This window comes from Dubosiella muris (assembly GCF_004793885.1).
GTDB lineage: Bacteria > Bacillota_I > Bacilli_A > Erysipelotrichales > Erysipelotrichaceae > Dubosiella > Dubosiella muris.
Window position 1 is genome coordinate 81,451 of sequence record NZ_SRYG01000003.1, and the last position, 15,019, is coordinate 96,469.

General features: G+C 44.3%; 21 protein-coding genes. 3 read left to right on the top strand and 18 right to left on the bottom strand.

The features are described from left to right. Positions 1 to 4: 4 nt before the first annotated feature. Positions 5 to 763 (bottom strand): copper homeostasis protein CutC, encoded by a 759-nt coding sequence (locus E5336_RS02075; protein WP_277820739.1) that lies wholly within the window; start codon positions 761 to 763, stop codon positions 5 to 7. Positions 764 to 867: 104 nt separating this feature from the next. Between E5336_RS02075 and E5336_RS02080 the strand changes: the two genes are divergently transcribed. After that, positions 868 to 1,428: a chromate transporter gene (locus E5336_RS02080; protein WP_422110296.1), complete on the top strand. Its 561-nt coding sequence runs from the start codon at positions 868 to 870 to the stop codon at positions 1,426 to 1,428. Next, positions 1,425 to 1,997 (top strand): chromate transporter, encoded by a 573-nt coding sequence (locus tag E5336_RS02085; RefSeq protein ID WP_135979439.1) that lies wholly within the window; start codon positions 1,425 to 1,427, stop codon positions 1,995 to 1,997. Before E5336_RS02080 ends, E5336_RS02085 begins: the two co-directional genes overlap by 4 nt. A 39-nt stretch (positions 1,998 to 2,036) precedes the next feature. Here the strand turns inward: E5336_RS02085 and E5336_RS02090 are convergent, their stop codons facing one another. Together E5336_RS02090 and E5336_RS02095 are read right to left on the bottom strand one after the other, a co-directional pair. Then, positions 2,037 to 2,315: a rhodanese-like domain-containing protein gene (locus E5336_RS02090; RefSeq protein ID WP_135979440.1), complete on the bottom strand. Its 279-nt coding sequence runs from the start codon at positions 2,313 to 2,315 to the stop codon at positions 2,037 to 2,039. Between the two features lie 17 nt (positions 2,316 to 2,332). Further along, positions 2,333 to 2,755: a helix-turn-helix domain-containing protein gene (locus E5336_RS02095; protein ID WP_135979441.1), complete on the bottom strand. Its 423-nt coding sequence runs from the start codon at positions 2,753 to 2,755 to the stop codon at positions 2,333 to 2,335. 127 nt (positions 2,756 to 2,882) lie between these two features. On the opposite strand from E5336_RS02095, the gene E5336_RS02100 reads away from it, so the two are divergent. After that, positions 2,883 to 3,221: a hypothetical protein gene (locus E5336_RS02100; protein ID WP_135979442.1), complete on the top strand. Its 339-nt coding sequence runs from the start codon at positions 2,883 to 2,885 to the stop codon at positions 3,219 to 3,221. A gap of 31 nt (positions 3,222 to 3,252) precedes the next feature. Here E5336_RS02100 and E5336_RS02105 read toward each other — a convergent pair whose 3' ends face one another. From E5336_RS02105 to E5336_RS12535, 15 genes are all read right to left on the bottom strand, one after another. After that, the gene (locus E5336_RS02105; RefSeq protein WP_135979443.1) at positions 3,253 to 3,642 is read right to left on the bottom strand and encodes a (deoxy)nucleoside triphosphate pyrophosphohydrolase; all 390 of its coding nucleotides are present in this window, start codon (positions 3,640 to 3,642) and stop codon (positions 3,253 to 3,255) included. Positions 3,643 to 3,646: 4 nt separating this feature from the next. Continuing rightward, positions 3,647 to 6,547, bottom strand: coding sequence for a DEAD/DEAH box helicase (locus tag E5336_RS02110; RefSeq protein WP_135979444.1), 2,901 nt, complete (start codon positions 6,545 to 6,547; stop codon positions 3,647 to 3,649). Positions 6,548 to 6,623: 76 nt separating this feature from the next. After that, positions 6,624 to 6,779, bottom strand: coding sequence for a quinolinate synthase NadA (gene nadA / locus E5336_RS02115; protein ID WP_479682358.1), 156 nt, complete (start codon positions 6,777 to 6,779; stop codon positions 6,624 to 6,626). A 9-nt stretch (positions 6,780 to 6,788) separates the two neighbouring features. Next, positions 6,789 to 7,583 (bottom strand): hypothetical protein, encoded by a 795-nt coding sequence (locus E5336_RS02120; RefSeq protein ID WP_135979446.1) that lies wholly within the window; start codon positions 7,581 to 7,583, stop codon positions 6,789 to 6,791. Between the two features lie 272 nt (positions 7,584 to 7,855). Then, complete coding sequence (gene nadA / locus E5336_RS02125; RefSeq protein ID WP_135979447.1) at positions 7,856 to 8,773, bottom strand: quinolinate synthase NadA; 918 nt, start codon at positions 8,771 to 8,773, stop codon at positions 7,856 to 7,858. Further along, entirely contained in the window at positions 8,770 to 9,324 is a 555-nt protein-coding gene (locus E5336_RS02130; RefSeq protein WP_135979448.1) for a transcription repressor NadR, read from the bottom strand. The genes nadA (E5336_RS02125) and E5336_RS02130 overlap by 4 nt, the downstream gene beginning before the upstream one ends. Further along, a complete protein-coding gene (gene nadC, locus E5336_RS02135; protein ID WP_135979449.1) occupies positions 9,321 to 10,187 on the bottom strand; it encodes a carboxylating nicotinate-nucleotide diphosphorylase in 867 nt (288 codons plus the stop codon). The genes E5336_RS02130 and nadC overlap by 4 nt, the downstream gene beginning before the upstream one ends. After that, a complete protein-coding gene (locus E5336_RS02140) occupies positions 10,180 to 11,469 on the bottom strand; it encodes an L-aspartate oxidase (protein ID WP_135979450.1) in 1,290 nt (429 codons plus the stop codon). Before E5336_RS02140 ends, nadC begins: the two co-directional genes overlap by 8 nt. A 124-nt stretch (positions 11,470 to 11,593) precedes the next feature. After that, positions 11,594 to 11,878, bottom strand: coding sequence for a DUF1905 domain-containing protein (locus tag E5336_RS02145; protein ID WP_135979451.1), 285 nt, complete (start codon positions 11,876 to 11,878; stop codon positions 11,594 to 11,596). After that, positions 11,859 to 12,509, bottom strand: coding sequence for an HAD hydrolase family protein (locus tag E5336_RS02150; protein ID WP_479682359.1), 651 nt, complete (start codon positions 12,507 to 12,509; stop codon positions 11,859 to 11,861). The genes E5336_RS02145 and E5336_RS02150 overlap by 20 nt, the downstream gene beginning before the upstream one ends. Further along, positions 12,401 to 12,685 (bottom strand): HAD family hydrolase, encoded by a 285-nt coding sequence (locus tag E5336_RS12750; RefSeq protein ID WP_479682357.1) that lies wholly within the window; start codon positions 12,683 to 12,685, stop codon positions 12,401 to 12,403. The genes E5336_RS02150 and E5336_RS12750 overlap by 109 nt, the downstream gene beginning before the upstream one ends. Position 12,686: 1 nt before the next feature. Then, positions 12,687 to 12,899, bottom strand: coding sequence for a hypothetical protein (locus tag E5336_RS02155; protein WP_135979452.1), 213 nt, complete (start codon positions 12,897 to 12,899; stop codon positions 12,687 to 12,689). 22 nt (positions 12,900 to 12,921) lie between these two features. Beyond that, entirely contained in the window at positions 12,922 to 13,161 is a 240-nt protein-coding gene (locus tag E5336_RS02160; protein WP_135979453.1) for a hypothetical protein, read from the bottom strand. Positions 13,162 to 13,667: 506 nt separating this feature from the next. Continuing rightward, positions 13,668 to 14,231: a DJ-1/PfpI family protein gene (locus tag E5336_RS02165; RefSeq protein WP_168353516.1), complete on the bottom strand. Its 564-nt coding sequence runs from the start codon at positions 14,229 to 14,231 to the stop codon at positions 13,668 to 13,670. A gap of 516 nt (positions 14,232 to 14,747) precedes the next feature. After that, the gene (locus E5336_RS12535) at positions 14,748 to 15,011 is read right to left on the bottom strand and encodes a hypothetical protein (RefSeq protein ID WP_277820741.1); all 264 of its coding nucleotides are present in this window, start codon (positions 15,009 to 15,011) and stop codon (positions 14,748 to 14,750) included. Between the last annotated feature and the right edge of the window lie 8 nt (positions 15,012 to 15,019).

Sequence of the window (15,019 nt, forward strand, 5' to 3'; positions counted from 1 at the left end):
CTTTTCACAAATAAATATTATGAATGCGGTCAATCAGCTTTTGTAGCTTGCGGGTGCTGACGATTTCGTAATCCATGGAGTGCTCCTGCGGATATATGGAAAAATCGACCCGGCCAAGCTTTGTCGTTGGATCAAACCGGTACGACCGGCAGGAAGAATGGATTTGCCGCACCCCTGTGTAGCGTAAAAAAGGCTCAATGTTTTGATCGTTGATTCCCCCGCCCGGCAAAATCTCGATTTTTGTTCCGTAGCGTTTTTGAAGCTGGCGAATCAGCTCCATGCCTTGAATGGCGGTTTCTTCCATTCCCGAGGTGAGCAAGCGGTCCACGCCGCACTCGATCAACGTTTCGATGGATTGATAGGGATCAATGCTGACATCATACGCCCTATGGAAAACAGCGGTTTTTCCATAGGCGTGAATCAGGTCGACCATCTTTTTCACTTCCTCTTTTTGAATGGTTCCATTGGCTTCCAGCATGCCAAAAGCGATGCCGTCGGCGCCGGCTTCCAGCAGCGCCCTGGCCTCCTCAAACATGATTTCGAGTTCTGGTGTGTCGTAGCAAAATCCGCTTCCACGCGGACGCACCATGCAGATTACTTCTAGTTTTGTGTGGGTTTTTACTTTTCTGAGCGTGGCGGCCGTACATGTCAATCCCCCCAGCGCCATCGCGGAATTCAACTCCACGCGTTTGATTCCTGCCGCATCCGCTGTCAGACAATCTTCAAATCCCCCAGCACAAACTTCGATCAATGTGGATTTCATACTTTAATTATACCATCGTCAAAAGCAATCCGCCACGTAAATTTGAAAGCGCTTTCCTTGCTGAAAATTCAGTCTTTATTTTGTATAATGGGAAAAAGGAAAGGATGAAAATCATGAATGTGTATTTGGATATGTTTGTGACGTTCGCCAAAATCGGCGCGTTCACATTTGGCGGCGGCTACGCCATGCTGCCCATGCTACAAAGCGAAGTCGTCGAGAAAAAAAGATGGGCCACCGATGACGAGCTGTTGGATTATTTCGCGGTCGGGCAATGTACGCCTGGCGTCATCGCCGTCAACACGGCCAGCTTTATCGGCTACTATAAAAAAGGAATTCCGGGAGCGATCGTGGCGACGGCCGGCGTCATCGCGCCAAGCCTCGTCATCATTTTGCTCATCGCCTCTTTGCTGACAAATTTTGCGGAGTACCCGATCGTTCAGCACGCGTTATCGGGCATCCGGATCGCGGTTTGCGTTTTGATTTTCCAGGCCGTCATCAAAATGTTTCGTTCCGGCGTGAAAGACGGGTTTGGGATCCTCGTGTTTGGCGCGGCGCTCGTATGCTCTTATTTTTCCGTGCTGCCAACGATTGTGATCGTTTTGATGGCTGGCGTTTGCGGGGTGCTCATGCAGCTTTGGAATATGCGGAAGGCGGTGAAAAAATGAATTTTTCTTTGCTTTGGACATTGTTCATCGAGTTTTTCAAAACCGGTTTGTTCGCGTTGGGCGGCGGGCTTGCCACGATTCCGTTTTTATACGAAATGATGGATACGTATCATTGGTTCACGACAAACGATTTAATGAATATGATTGCCGTTTCCGAATCAACACCGGGCGCGATGGGCGTCAACATGGCGACGTATGTCGGCTATCAGGCGATGGGAAACAGCTTGATTGGCGGTATTGTCACGACGATTGGTCTGGTGACGCCGAGCGTGATCGTCATTTGCGTGGTGGCCAAATTTTTAAAGGCGTTTAAGGAAAGCCACTGGGTGCAGGATTTTTTTTATGGCTTGCGTCCTGCGGTGACCGCGATGATCGCGACGGCGGGTCTTGGCGTGTTCGTGGCGATGGTTTTCCCGAATCAAGATTTGTCTTTTGGGTCGCTTTCGATTTCATGGATCCACCTTGGGTTCTTCGCGCTCCTTTTTCTTGGTACGACGTTTTATAAAAAGATGCACCCCATTGTCATGATTGTTTTGTGCGCGTGCATCGGCATTCTCTTTTCCCTTTAAAAAAGAAGCCAGCTTGGCTTCTTTTGCTTTTATGTTCTCTCAGCGCGCGAGTTTTCCATTCCAGTCTTCGATACCACCGATATTTTCAACGTGATAGCCGCGCTCCTTCAAAATCGTCTGCGCCAGCTGCGCCCGGCGTCCGCTCAAACAATACAATTCGTATTGTCGATCGGGATCCAGCCGAACTTTTGAACACTCGTTCAGCGGAATGTTGATCGCGCCGGGAATGTGGCCGCTATCGTACTCTTCCGGCGTCCGTACGTCAATGATCGTGTCGTCTCTTAATTTTGCTTCTTCGACGAGATGGTCGATATCCATGTCGGTTCCTTCTTTCCTTACAGGGTCATGTTCTGTTTTTCAAACAATTCGTACGCCTCTTCTAGCGTAATATGGAATTTTGATAAGCGAGCCACTTGTTCGTTGGCTCCATGCTCGCTTTCGCCAGGAAGCTGATAATCGGTAAAAATCAAATCCTGGCTGTTGACTCCATAATATACAGCACATTCCGCTTCCGGTCCTAAACGATTCATATCGTTTTCCAGATCGCCTAAAATAGATTCTGACGGATAGTCAATCGTTGGTTCGGCGTTTAGCTGCCCTAGGACGATATTCCAAACTTCTTTCGTCGCTTCCCCGTCTTTCAGCAGCCGTTCCACTGTTTCTTTGGATAGTCCGGTTTGCTCACAAAGATCGGATTTTGTCATTCCGTTTTCTTTCAAGATTTGTTCAACCCACTTGCCTGTTCTTTGTTGTGCCATACACAATCCTCCCTAGCAAATCATAGCAAAAAATCCCCTCGACCCGCTATTTTGATGCTTGAATCCCTCTCAAAATCAGGTACAATTAAATAGAAGGAAAACAAGATTAGAAAGAAGGTATTTGAATATGGTTATTGTATTATCGACACCCCTTGTCAAGATGTTGAAGAAGACAGCTCTCTCCGTTCCAAACGTGTACGAGATCAAAACAGTGAAACAAAACTGCTTCCTCTACGTAAACAACGACGAGAGCCAGGCGGACAACATCGCGCTCATTAAAGGTGCCATCAAGAAAAAACACGGCGATGGATTCGTCTACAAAGTGTATGGCGTGTTCAACGGTAAAGTGGATCTCTCCCAAAACAAAACGGACGAGGAAAAAATGAAGGACGACTACTTCACAAAAGGTAAAAAAGACATTACCGACGAGGAAGTGGCGGAGTTCAAAGCGAAAAACAATTTGTAAAAAATGAGGGCGACGAACATCGCCCTTCATTTTATAAAATTTCTTTCAAATCATTTACGATTTCTATATCCGCGGGAAGCCAGTCTACCGTATCCAGTTCGTTTTTTAAAAGCCATCGAGCCCCCTCATGTTCCACAAGTACGATCTTTCCAGATTGGATCGTGCATAAAAAACAATCCATATGCAAAATAAATGCAGGATATTCATAATCGACTCGCTGAAAAAAGCGATCAATAGAAATCTCAATTTTTAATTCCTCTTGAATTTCTCGGATAAGGGCTTGTTCCTTTGTTTCGCCGGATTCAACCTTTCCTCCTGGAAATTCCCAACCACCTTCAAATTCTCCATACCCGCGTTGCGTCGCTAAGATTCGATTGTCTTTTACGATGATTGCCGCAACGACTTCGATTTCTTTTTTCATTTTCTTACCTCGTCAAATAATCGTATATATCTTGGCGTACCGGCGTTTCCAATTCGTACTCGATTTCCACCGCGTTTTCTTTACCTACTTGGATTTCTTCCGTTTGCCCAGTCGCAAAGATTTTCCCCAAATAATAAAACTCTTTGGATTGCTTGTCATCTTTATTTTTACGAACAAACAAATACATTTCAATACCTAGCTCTTTGGCTTGAAGCGCTTTCTGTACATCTTCACTTTCAAGTGTCCGTTTCGATTTTGAAATCGCCCGAAGAATCGTTGGAGAGAGGAAGCGATCCTCATATTTGATGGTATCCGCAATGGATTCATCTTTTTGATAGTTAATAAAAACAGGATATGTTTTTGTCTTAGAATCATATTTATAGCCACCAATGTTTAAAGCAACTTCGCCTTTTTCCCAGTCCAATAAACGACATACATCTTCATACGTATACTTCTCATACAGCACAAATGGAGAATGGTCCACATGACTTGAAAATTGATCTTTATATCGCTGAATGCCAAACTTTACGACTTCTTTTAAGCTGGATACAAAATACTCATTTTGTAAAAAATCAGAAAATCTTTCACTGATTTCATAGTCTCCATTTTTTTCTTGAATCAAAATACAATTTGCATACGTCGCCTTCCCGGTTCCAGACGCAAACTGATTCGTGAATAAATTGATCAAGTTTGTTTTTGTATACGGTCCAACCTGGATCGCGTATTCCTTTTCCAAACGTTCCTCCAGTTTTGAAAAGATTCGCTTTTCCTTGTTCAACAAGATTTCTATCAACAACAATTCATGGATCCGCTTTCCAGACGCAAATTTTTTAGAAACATATTCCAAATTTTTCAATTCTAGTTTGGATAGCCTGGGAAGATGCGTTTTTTCATACTTCATTAAAAAAGCTGGATAAGATCCACTATAATCAATGATTTTCAATGGATCAATGGATCCAAATTCATCAAATTCAATAAGCGTTGGTGTGCGTCCTAACTTCCATCGAAGCTGCTGATAACTTTCTTTCAATAATTTGAGCGTCTGCAAATTTGCTTGATCAATAGAACGAAAGATTTTTTCTCGCGCCACTTCATCAAAATGGATCGTCGAACAGCCTGGAATCATTCGTTCGCCTTCCATCACAAAGCGGCGCAGCGTATCTTTATTGTATGTGCGATCCGAAGAAAGAGCGACAGGTATCATATAGTTTGTCTGGTAATTGCCGATAAAGTCTAAAATAACGACAAATTCTTTTTCAAGATCTTTCCGCAATCCCCGGCCAATTTGTTGGACATAAATAATGGGACTTTGTGTTGGACGCAGCAAGATCACTTGGTTGACACTCGGAATGTCGATCCCCTCATTAAAAATTTCCACCGTGAAGATATAATCTAACCGGCCTTCGGATCCTGGCTGACTCAATCGCGCAATACATTTTTCTCGATATTCTTGCGAATCTCCCCCAGTCAAGCACACCGTATGAAACCCTCTTTTATTAAACTCATGGGAAAGTAATCGCGCTTCTTCAATACGGCTGACGAATACCAATCCTTTGACACGCTCGCCACTGTAACCATAAAATTTTGCCTGTTCAATGATGTGCGCTACGCGCTGGTTTAAATTGATTCTGCGAAATTCTTCAAAATCGTATTGCTCCTCTTCAACCGAAAGATCCTGAATGCCAAAATAATGAAAAGGACAAAGCAAATCAGCTTCTAATGCTTGGTTAAGACGAATTTCATAGGCTATGTTATGATCAAACAACGCATAAATATCAAAATTATCACTTCTTTCTGGCGTTGCACTCATACCTAACCAAAGTTTCGGTTGAAAATATGAAAATATTTTTTGATAACTCATGGCTCCAGCGCGATGCACTTCATCAATAATGATCGCATCAAACTGCTCAGGATCAAATTGGGTGCGATTCTCCTCTTTTGCCATCATTTGCATGGTTGTAAAAAGATAATCCGCATTTTCCTTTTCTTTCGATGTATAAAGGCCCATTGTCCTTTTGTTGCCAAACACGAGTCGAAAACTACGCTGGGCTTGTTTCGCAATCAACTCGCGATGCACAATAAAAAGAACTTTTTTATAGCCGAGTGCTCTCATCGCAAATGCGGAAGCATATGTTTTTCCAGTTCCTGTAGCAGAAATCAGCAATGCTCGCTTCTTTCCTTTATTTACTAAATGATGAAGATGAGAAATAAATTTTTTTTGCATCGCATTGGGATTCAATTCCTGCGTGATTTCAATGGCTTCTTGATCTGCCTTCCACACTTTTTGAATTGCTTTTGTTTCTTTATATCGTTTTTCGTAACCTACTTTGATTTCGGAATAGGGGCGCGTTCTCGGATCATTCCAAAGTGTGTCGAAAGTCTGGATCATCTGCACTGAAAGCTCGCCTTCCGGCTTAGAAACGACGCGGACATTCCATTCTTGATTGGTCGTCAGTGCCATCTGCGTCATATTCGAAGAGCCAATAATGATTCGTATCGTATCTTTATGAAAAAATAAATAGCCTTTTGTATGGAATCCTGGCTTTCCCGGTTCAACTTGAGCCATTTTTACTTGAATATTTTTAAATTGGCTAAGTTTTTCCAACGCCTTTGGTTCAGAAAACGTCAAATAGTCCGTCGTTAAAATCTTTCCTGGAATATTGTTTTGTTCAAGCATCTTTAACACTGGAAGCAAAGGAACGATGCCACTCATCGTAATAAACGCGATACTCCATAAAAAAGCGTCGCAGCCACGCAACTCCTCCTCAATGGAAGAAAGCACCTTTTTTCCTTCCAAATAATCGTTTTTTAAGAATTGTGGCCGATCTCTCGGGTCGGACGGGTTGGTCCTGTCTAAAAGCGCAGTTTCCACTCCTGCGTGAAGCCGGGATGTCAAATCTTCCATGATTTTCCCCTCTTTCTCTTAAGAGCAGCCTACCATACTTTATCGAATAGATCAAAAAAACGCGCATCGCTGCGCGCTATTCTCCAAGCCGGATCATTTCATCCAGGCTGTGTTTTGCTTTTTTGATCGTGTCCTCGTCCAAAACGATTTCCTCACCCGCTTTGCCAAGCAACGTGTTGTAAATATCCATCAATGTTGTCGCTTTCATATCCAAGCATATTAAATGGCAAATATATTGATTTTATTTCTGGAAATTCTTTTTTATCGCCCCTTCTATTTCTTCTCGCGAGCGGAAATCTAACGGGAATATACTATTCACTTCATATTTTAGTGGCGGTATTTGAATTCCCCCTACCGCATCATACTCATAAAAAGACAAATTAGTTATCTCTATTCCTTTTCCTACCTGATCTGCCGGCAAATCCTGATACAAAATGAAGCCTACAGGAAAAAAACTAATTTCAGAACAGAAAATTGGATTACCAGGGTTATCTATAGAAACATTTATACTCAAAGGGCATAATCTGGAATAATTTCCATCTCTAAAGTACATAAATAATCTATACTTTTTCCAATCAAAACTTCCATTCTCCCTCTCTAAAATATAATTCCGAATTTGCTCATCTTCTGTTAAATGTTCATTTAATACGCAAAACATAGTAATAATTTGCTTAAATACAGCTAAATAATGTACATTTTCAATAGTAAAGGAACCAACCTCCGGCCATTCATCTCTGTATTCACTTACAATTCCGCCAAGAGCTTTTACAAAATCTCCAAAGTATTTTGCGTACCATGATCCGGTCAAATTGTTACATTCTTTACATAAATAATAACCCCCCATCCCTCTCTGTTTTATCTTTCCTTTCATTTTATCGATTTCCCAGGGCATATAATTTACATTATTATCTTTATGCATTTCAAATAAATTCAAAGTTTTAACCGGATATCCATTATACGCATTCTTAGGTGGTATGTGCTCATAAGTTAATTTTCCCTCTTTCTGGCATAAACGACATTTTCCTGTTTTTTTCATTTGTTACCTCTTTGTCTTTATATTTTACTATATTCTGTCTCAAAATGACCTTTTATAATCATATTTTCACTAAACTTTTCGATATAAACAACCAAATAATACTGAATTTTTAGGGGTGCTCGTTTACATTTATCTCAGCAGGATATCATAGACACTCACCTCTTCGTTGCTATGATGTACTCTAATTTCCTGTTTTCCCTTTCAAACAGTTATTACAACCGCTTACGAGTTCTTTCTACCAAATAGATCAAAAAAACGCGCATCGCTGCGCGCTATTCTCCAAGCCGGATCATCTCGTCCAGGCTATGTTTCGCTTTTTTGATCGTGTCCTCGTCCAAAACGATTTCCTCACCCGCTTTACCAAGCAACGTGTTGTAAATGTCCATCAACGTCGTCGCTTTCATGTCCGTGCACATTAAGCGGTTGGACAAAGCGTAAAACTTTTTGTCCGGGCATTCAAACTGCAAATGCTCCACGATACTCGTTTCCGTTCCGATAATAAACGACTCGTTTTTAGAATTCCTGGCAAACGCCATGATGCCCGTCGTCGAGCCAACATAATCCGCTTGTTCTACGACTTCTTTTGGACACTCCGGATGCACCAGCAACAACGCGTCCGGATGAAGCGCTTTCGCTTTTTCCACATCCGCTTTCGTCATGGAAAAATGGTGAGGGCATCCGCCTTGAATGCATTTAAACGTCTTGTCGGGAATTTGGGCGGCGACAAACGAGCCCAGATTGGGATCCGGAATAAAAAGAATTTTGTCATTCTTTATTTTTCGGCACACTTCCACCGCGCAAGACGATGTGACACACGCGTCAGCGAGCGTTTTTAACTCCGCGGTCGTATTTACATACGCCACGACGCTGTAATCTGGATTTTCCGCTTTGATTTTTTCCAGCTCCGCGCTTGTCAGCTGCTCCGCCATCGGGCATCCAGCTGTCGGATTGGGCAAATACACATGTTTATCCGGGCAAAGGATCTTACACGTTTCCGCCATAAATCGAACGCCGCACATGAGGATGTTTTCATTCGAGTCGGTTTGCGCCTTTTGCGCCAAGCCAAATGAATCTCCCACATAATTCGCGATTTCTAAAACATCCTGCCCTTGATAGGCGTGGACTAAAATCGTCGTGCCCGTTTCCTTTTTCAATCGTTGGATTTCTTCTTTGATTTCCTGTACTGTCATGCTTCCTCCATCCCGCTTTCTTCTTTTTCCCATGGGCTTAACGGCGCCAGCAGGCCGGCCTCCATGAGTTTTTGCTCAATCAGTTTGAGTCGCTGTTCGTTGTCCGCCTCGACCAAATGATAGTGGTAGCCGCTTGTCACCTCGCCAAGATACTTGGATTTGCTGCCCTGGAACGCCTCCATAAAGTCCCGCGCGTCCTGCCGGCTGCGAATGTCGAGATCCACGCTGATTCGTCCATACACCCGATGCGAAATGCTAACGTTTTTTACCTTTCCGCCATGGTCGACGATCAAAAACAGCTCCTGCTCGGTTTGATCCGATTCATGATACATTTTAAATTCCTTTTGAAAGGCGTGTCCCTGATCCTTGATCATAACATAACCTTTCGGCGTCGAGGCGATGCCGGACGTATACGCGCGAATGACGGTCAGGTCCTGCACGATGGCTTGCCTCGATACGTTGAATCGGGACGCTAGCGACTTCGCGGGCACCGGCACCTCGCTTTTTTTCAAGATCTCAATGATCGCGTCCCGCCTTTCTTTCGTCTTCATCCTTCCGCCCCTTCGATTGGATGCAGATTTTTCAATGAAAGATCCAGGATGCCGGCGCTATACACGATGGCTCCGCTCGAAATGAAATCCACGCCCAAATCTTTTAAGGCGCCAATCCGCTCCCTGGTGACGTTGCCGGAAATTTCCGTCTGCGCCCGTCCCGCAATGCGTTCCACCGCTTTTTTCATCGTCGCGTGGTCCATATTGTCGAGCATAATGATATCGGCGCGGGCGTCGAGGGCTTCCTGGACTTGTTCGAGCGTCTCGCATTCGATTTCGATTTTTCGGACGAAGGGCGCGTAATTTCTAGCCATTTCAATGGCTTTCGTAATCGAGCCCGCCGCGGAAATATGATTGTCTTTCAGCAGGACGCCATCGGAAAGGTTGTAGCGATGATTTGTGCCGCCACCGACCTTCACCGCGTATTTTTCAAACAAACGATTGTTTGGCGTTGTTTTCCGCGTATCCAAAAGGGTGATCGCCGTGTCTTGAAGCTGCTCGACCACTTCGTGAGTGGCGGTCGCGACACCACTCATTCGTTGTAAATAATTGAGCGCGGTTCGCTCACCCGTCAAAATCGTGCGAATATCGCCGATGACCTTTCCTAAAAGCTGGCCATTGTGCACCTTTTGTCCTTCCTCGCAAAAAAAGATGACATCGCTTTGCTCGTCCAAAAGAGTGAAAACCCGTTTAAACACGTCGAGCCCGCAAATCATTCCATCCTGCTTGCAGATCAGTTCCGCCTCGCCAAGTCTTTTTTCCGGCATGATCGCGTTCGTACTCACATCCTCGCTCGTCACATCTTCTTGCAGGGCCGATAAAATATAAGGATCGGCATTGAGTTTCATTACTACGTCATTCATGGTTTTTTCTCTCCTTTTCAATTTCTCGCAAAACATGACGACGATACTGCGCCATCGTTTTCTCTACATCACGATACCCGCTCATGTCCACATCATAGTCTTTGGCTTGTGGGACTTCATGCTGGCTAAACGTGATGTCATCAGCCGCCCGGCGCGCGAAGACAAGCGATTCCAGCAAAGAGTTGCTGGCCAGACGATTGGCGCCATGCACCTTGTTGCAGCTCGTTTCCCCGCACGCGTAAAGCCTTGGCATGCTGGTCCGGCCGGCCAGGTCGATTTTGATGCCACCCATAAAATAGTGCTGCGCCGGAACGACCGGAACCGGTTCTTCGAACACGTTGTATCCTTCTTCCAAGCATTTGGAGCAAATGTGGGGGAAATGGCTTTGGAGCGTCTCTTTTCCGATTGGCCGCAAATCTTCATACACATACGCGGAGCCGTCTTTTTTCATTTGTTCCTGAATGGCTCTGGATACGATGTCCCGCGGCTGGAGCTCGTTGGTGAAACGCCGGCCGTGGATGTCATACAGCAGGGCGCCTTCCCCGCGCAGCGACTCCGAAAGCAAAAACCGTCTTCCCTTTTGTTTCGAATAAAGCGTCGTGGGATGGATTTGAATGTAGTCGATGTTTTCCAGCTCGATGCCGTGCTTTAGACAAATGCCCAACGCGTCGCCGGTCAAACTGGCGAAATTAGTTGAATTTTCATACAGCCCGCCGATGCCCCCGCAAGCGAACACGATATCGTCGCCAAAGATCGGAATGATCGTTTTCGCTTGATCTTGCGCGACGATTCCAACGGCTTTCTCGTTTTGGATAAGAAGATCGACCATCATCGTATGGTCAAAGAGTTCGATGTTGGGCCGGCGCAAAACCGCTTCGAGCAGTTTGGATGTAATTTCCCTTCCGGTTTCATCTTCATGAAAGAGAATGCGTGGCTTGGAGTGCGCGCCTTCCTTGGTGAAGCGCAAATTTCCATCCGCATCTTTTTCAAACTCGACGCCATACCCGATCAGATCTTTGATGATCGTGTTGCTGGAGCGAATCATCAAATCCACGCTTTTGGGGTCGTTTTCATAGTGGCCGGCTTTGAGGGTGTCCTCAAAATAGGACTCGTAGTCCTCTTCGCCGCGCAGCATGCAAATGCCTCCCTGCGCCAAGTAGGAATCGGATTGTTCCAACCCTTCTTTGCAGAGCATCCCTATTTTTTTCGATTGTGGAAGATGAAGCGCGCAATACAATCCGGCCGCGCCGCATCCTACAATGACTACATCGTACCGTTTCATTCTTTTTTCCTCTGTCGTTGTGAGACTTCCTTTTCCCGCCTATTATAGCACGGTGATAGCGATTGTCAATCATCGACAATTTAGGTGTCATGACACTTAGGAGGGCGTAAAAAAAGGGAGAGACTTACTCTCTCGATTCAACGACGACGTGGATTGTGTCACCTTCTCCCTTTTCCAGACGGGTCCGTATCGACTTTAAAAGTCCAATGATGTAGACAATGTCGCCTTTCTCGTCTTTGATTCCCATATTGACGAGGCTGCCATCGTAGGGAACGCCGTCAAAGGTCGCGTGCACTTTGACACGGCCTTTACCAAATTCCTCCCGAATATTCCACGGAAACGCGACGTAGGCGCCGCCGCGCTCGTTTTCATGGATAGTTGTATCGTATTCATATCGTTTCGTGTTCATGATTCCAGTTCCTTTCCAGCCACATGGCGACGCCATCTTCCTCGTTGGATGGCACGATGCCCGTGGCGATTTGTTTTAGGGGCGCGACGGCGTTTTGCACGGCGTAGCTTTCATCGGCTTTTTCAAATAAATCGAGATCGTTCATTCCATCGCCGAAGACGACAAGTCGATCGCACCCTAGTTTCTCTTTGAGCTTTGTTGCCGCGTTGGATTTGGACGCTGCTTGAGGCATGATTTCCAGCCACGGATCGTTGGTGTAAAGATCGGTTTGAAATACACAATGAAACCGGTCGCGGTAACGGGCGTACATGGGCTTGAGTTTTTCCTCCTGACCAATGCAGGTCAAATAGAAAATCTTGCCTTGCTTGAGTTGTTCAAGACTGGAGACGGCGCGTGAGCGAACATCCCCTTTCCGGGTGGCGAGAAACCGGTTCATTTCGGGCGTGCATCGTAGGGGAAGAAAGGAAAATTTTTCCTGTCCGTCGATGAGCGCGTAGACAATGGGCACGATGTCGTGCGCAATCAAATCTTCGAGAATCTCGGCGCCTTCCTTGCCAAAGGTGTTGGCCAGCAAAATTTTCCCGGTCGCGTTGTCGACGATGAACGCGCCGTTGTAGACGATGAGCGGGATGGGCGCATCGAGTCCGCGGTTGCTTTTTTGGCCGTATGCCATGACCTGGCGGTAGCGTAGGAAAAAAGCATGCCGTCCTGGACGCATTGGTTGATGATGGCGTTCGTGTGGTCGGATGTGCGCTCGTTTTGGCGCAGCAATGTGCCATCCAAATCGGAAACGTACAAAGTTTTCAATTTACTTTGCCTCCTCTTTTTTGAACGCCACCGTCTTATTTTTCATGGAAATCTTTTGGACTTGGAATCCATATGCCGGCAATTCCTTTTTGAAGGTTAGAAACGAATGGTCCAGGGGAAACCCGAGGATTTTCCCGATTTCATCAAATTCCAGTACAAAATCGGGTGTTTCACGTTCCTGGATCCAGTGCCACAATGGATCGTATTTGCTCATGTTGATTCCTTCTTTCTTTGTTCTACTTTTTCAACTTATACTGTCGATTTCTATATGTGCCGACAATTTCTATTTTTTCAAAGTCGACCAGTTCTTTTAATATCTTTCTCGTTCGGCTTATTTTCACATGCAATACATCGCAAAAGAATACGGCTGGATATTCTTTTCCTGGAACCATGGAGGCAAGAACGGCGTCATATTGGCCCAGTTTTTTCTCACTGGGTTTTACCGCCACTTTTTTACCACCACATTTTACCGCCACTTTTCGATCATACCTACTTTTTCCGATTTTCCTTCCCGGGTTTTAATGGTATAACGGTTGCCCAATTACACCATAACAATCATCTAAAGATTATAATGCTTCGTATCCCGAGTCACCTGACGTGAACTTTCGGTTTGAACTATCCGGAATTTCCGAATAGCTGGATTTTTCAATTTTTCTTTCGAAGAATTGATATTCATCCTCTACGATTAAGACTTTGAAGGGGGGAATTCTTTATGATTGGATTCTCCGTTTTCTAAACCGTACTCTAATCGCAATGATTATTCCAATAAATATTGGGTAGCGCTATCGCTCCCACGATCAGCGGCCGTTATTCAGAATTTTCAGATTACTGAATCCTCCTGTAATCCGCTATCTATAGAATATCTTGTTCAAATTATTCGTCTCCTTTTTTCATTTTATCAAAATCTTATAGTCTTTAAGTTGAAAATCTGTTTTTCGTTGCAAAAAACATCTCACATGGCTGCAAGATGTTGAATAAATGTTTATTTTTGTTTTGGAAGAATCCAGCACGTGTTCTCCTGCACCTTCTTCATTTCCGCTTCGCCTTTTAAAACCTTGATCAAGTTGAAGGCGAAATCAAACGCGCCGCCAACAGAAATTCCCGTCACGAGGTTTCCGTCAATTACCGAATGGACATTTTCATACGTCCCGCCAAAATCACCATTTAAACCCGGCACACAAGTATACTTTTTGCCTTGATAAAGTCCAAGCATTCCCGGAATGGAAGCGGACGCGCAAATCGCGCCAAGAACTTTTTGTGGATTTTGCGCAAACGCTTTCACCTGCTCTAAAACTTCTGGCGTATTTAAGAAGACTTGATACGCCGCACCGCCTGGCAAAACCAGCGTATCATTCGCCGAAAAATCGTATCCCTTTAAATTTTTTAAATTCGCGAAGACCATGCCATTCGCTCCAATCGCGGTGGATTTGTTTTGGGCGCTGACAAGATCCACATTCAAACCGGCTTCCCACATTAAATCAAATGGAACCGTCGCTTCGATTTCCTCTACACCATCGGCCATCATCATAACTACTTTATTATTCATATCGTTCACCTCTGGAATCATTGTAGTTTATAGTGAACGCTTTGGATATGCAGACGCTACTCGAATCTCAAAAAAAAATTAGAAGTGGAACCGAATTTAAATTTAGATTTATATTAAAACAGAATTTTTGGATTACTTTCTTTTCTTAAAGAGGTTTATTTTGTCATTATTCTAATTCTTTTTCTATTTCTTCAATAGAAGGCAAACTGCTCTGCCTATGACATCCGGTCAATGACTTTTGTATCCCAACATTCGATTTAAAGTTTGAAAAGCAGCACAACCGTCTCCACATGGAACGATACATCCTGATTGATGCCACAATATCGTAACATTTCTCCCGATTTTGAGTCGATTTTCGATAGTTTGCGGAAACATATCAATAATTCCATGTTGCTACTATAATATAGGAGCAGACGGAATCTCTACTGTCTCAACCTTTGATGGGTCATTTAGGAAATAGGTCATCATAGAAATGTTTCCGCTTTGAAGCCATCGTCTCAACTCGAAGTCAGCACATCATTTCTTTGCGTTTTCTTCCAGTTCCAGCATATACCTATCGAAATCAGACATGAACAGCCTGTCTTGAATGATACGATACTTTTCAAATTCTGTTTCAGCATGAAGCTTTGCGATTTCAGCTGACACCTTACCTGCATCCTGTAAAATGCCATAATCAGCTTTTTGTCCTATGTTTGAATATAGTGCGATTTCATTCCCTCTTCGTGCATGATGGAATACACATATTTTTTGAGAAGTATTGATTCCTTGATGGTTGAGCAAACCGGACC

What these genes read in the sequence shown, in the direction of transcription:
- E5336_RS02110 (WP_135979444.1), bottom strand. Translation starts at nt 6,547, where the DNA reads ATGGAAGATTTGACATCCCGGCTTCACGCAGGAGTGGAAACTGCGCTT.
- E5336_RS02105 (WP_135979443.1), bottom strand. Translation starts at nt 3,642, where the DNA reads ATGAAAAAAGAAATCGAAGTCGTTGCGGCAATCATCGTAAAAGACAAT.
- E5336_RS02145 (WP_135979451.1), bottom strand. Translation starts at nt 11,878, where the DNA reads ATGAACACGAAACGATATGAATACGATACAACTATCCATGAAAACGAG.
- E5336_RS02085 (WP_135979439.1), top strand. Translation starts at nt 1,425, where the DNA reads ATGAATTTTTCTTTGCTTTGGACATTGTTCATCGAGTTTTTCAAAACC.
- E5336_RS02095 (WP_135979441.1), bottom strand. Translation starts at nt 2,755, where the DNA reads ATGGCACAACAAAGAACAGGCAAGTGGGTTGAACAAATCTTGAAAGAA.
- nadA (WP_135979447.1), bottom strand. Translation starts at nt 8,773, where the DNA reads ATGACAGTACAGGAAATCAAAGAAGAAATCCAACGATTGAAAAAGGAA.
- E5336_RS02080 (WP_422110296.1), top strand. Translation starts at nt 868, where the DNA reads ATGAAAATCATGAATGTGTATTTGGATATGTTTGTGACGTTCGCCAAA.
- E5336_RS02120 (WP_135979446.1), bottom strand. Translation starts at nt 7,583, where the DNA reads ATGAAAAAAACAGGAAAATGTCGTTTATGCCAGAAAGAGGGAAAATTA.
- E5336_RS02075 (WP_277820739.1), bottom strand. Translation starts at nt 763, where the DNA reads ATGAAATCCACATTGATCGAAGTTTGTGCTGGGGGATTTGAAGATTGT.
- E5336_RS02155 (WP_135979452.1), bottom strand. Translation starts at nt 12,899, where the DNA reads ATGAGCAAATACGATCCATTGTGGCACTGGATCCAGGAACGTGAAACA.
- nadC (WP_135979449.1), bottom strand. Translation starts at nt 10,187, where the DNA reads ATGAATGACGTAGTAATGAAACTCAATGCCGATCCTTATATTTTATCG.
- E5336_RS02100 (WP_135979442.1), top strand. Translation starts at nt 2,883, where the DNA reads ATGGTTATTGTATTATCGACACCCCTTGTCAAGATGTTGAAGAAGACA.
- E5336_RS02130 (WP_135979448.1), bottom strand. Translation starts at nt 9,324, where the DNA reads ATGAAGACGAAAGAAAGGCGGGACGCGATCATTGAGATCTTGAAAAAA.
- E5336_RS02090 (WP_135979440.1), bottom strand. Translation starts at nt 2,315, where the DNA reads ATGGATATCGACCATCTCGTCGAAGAAGCAAAATTAAGAGACGACACG.
- E5336_RS02140 (WP_135979450.1), bottom strand. Translation starts at nt 11,469, where the DNA reads ATGAAACGGTACGATGTAGTCATTGTAGGATGCGGCGCGGCCGGATTG.
- E5336_RS02165 (WP_168353516.1), bottom strand. Translation starts at nt 14,231, where the DNA reads ATGAATAATAAAGTAGTTATGATGATGGCCGATGGTGTAGAGGAAATC.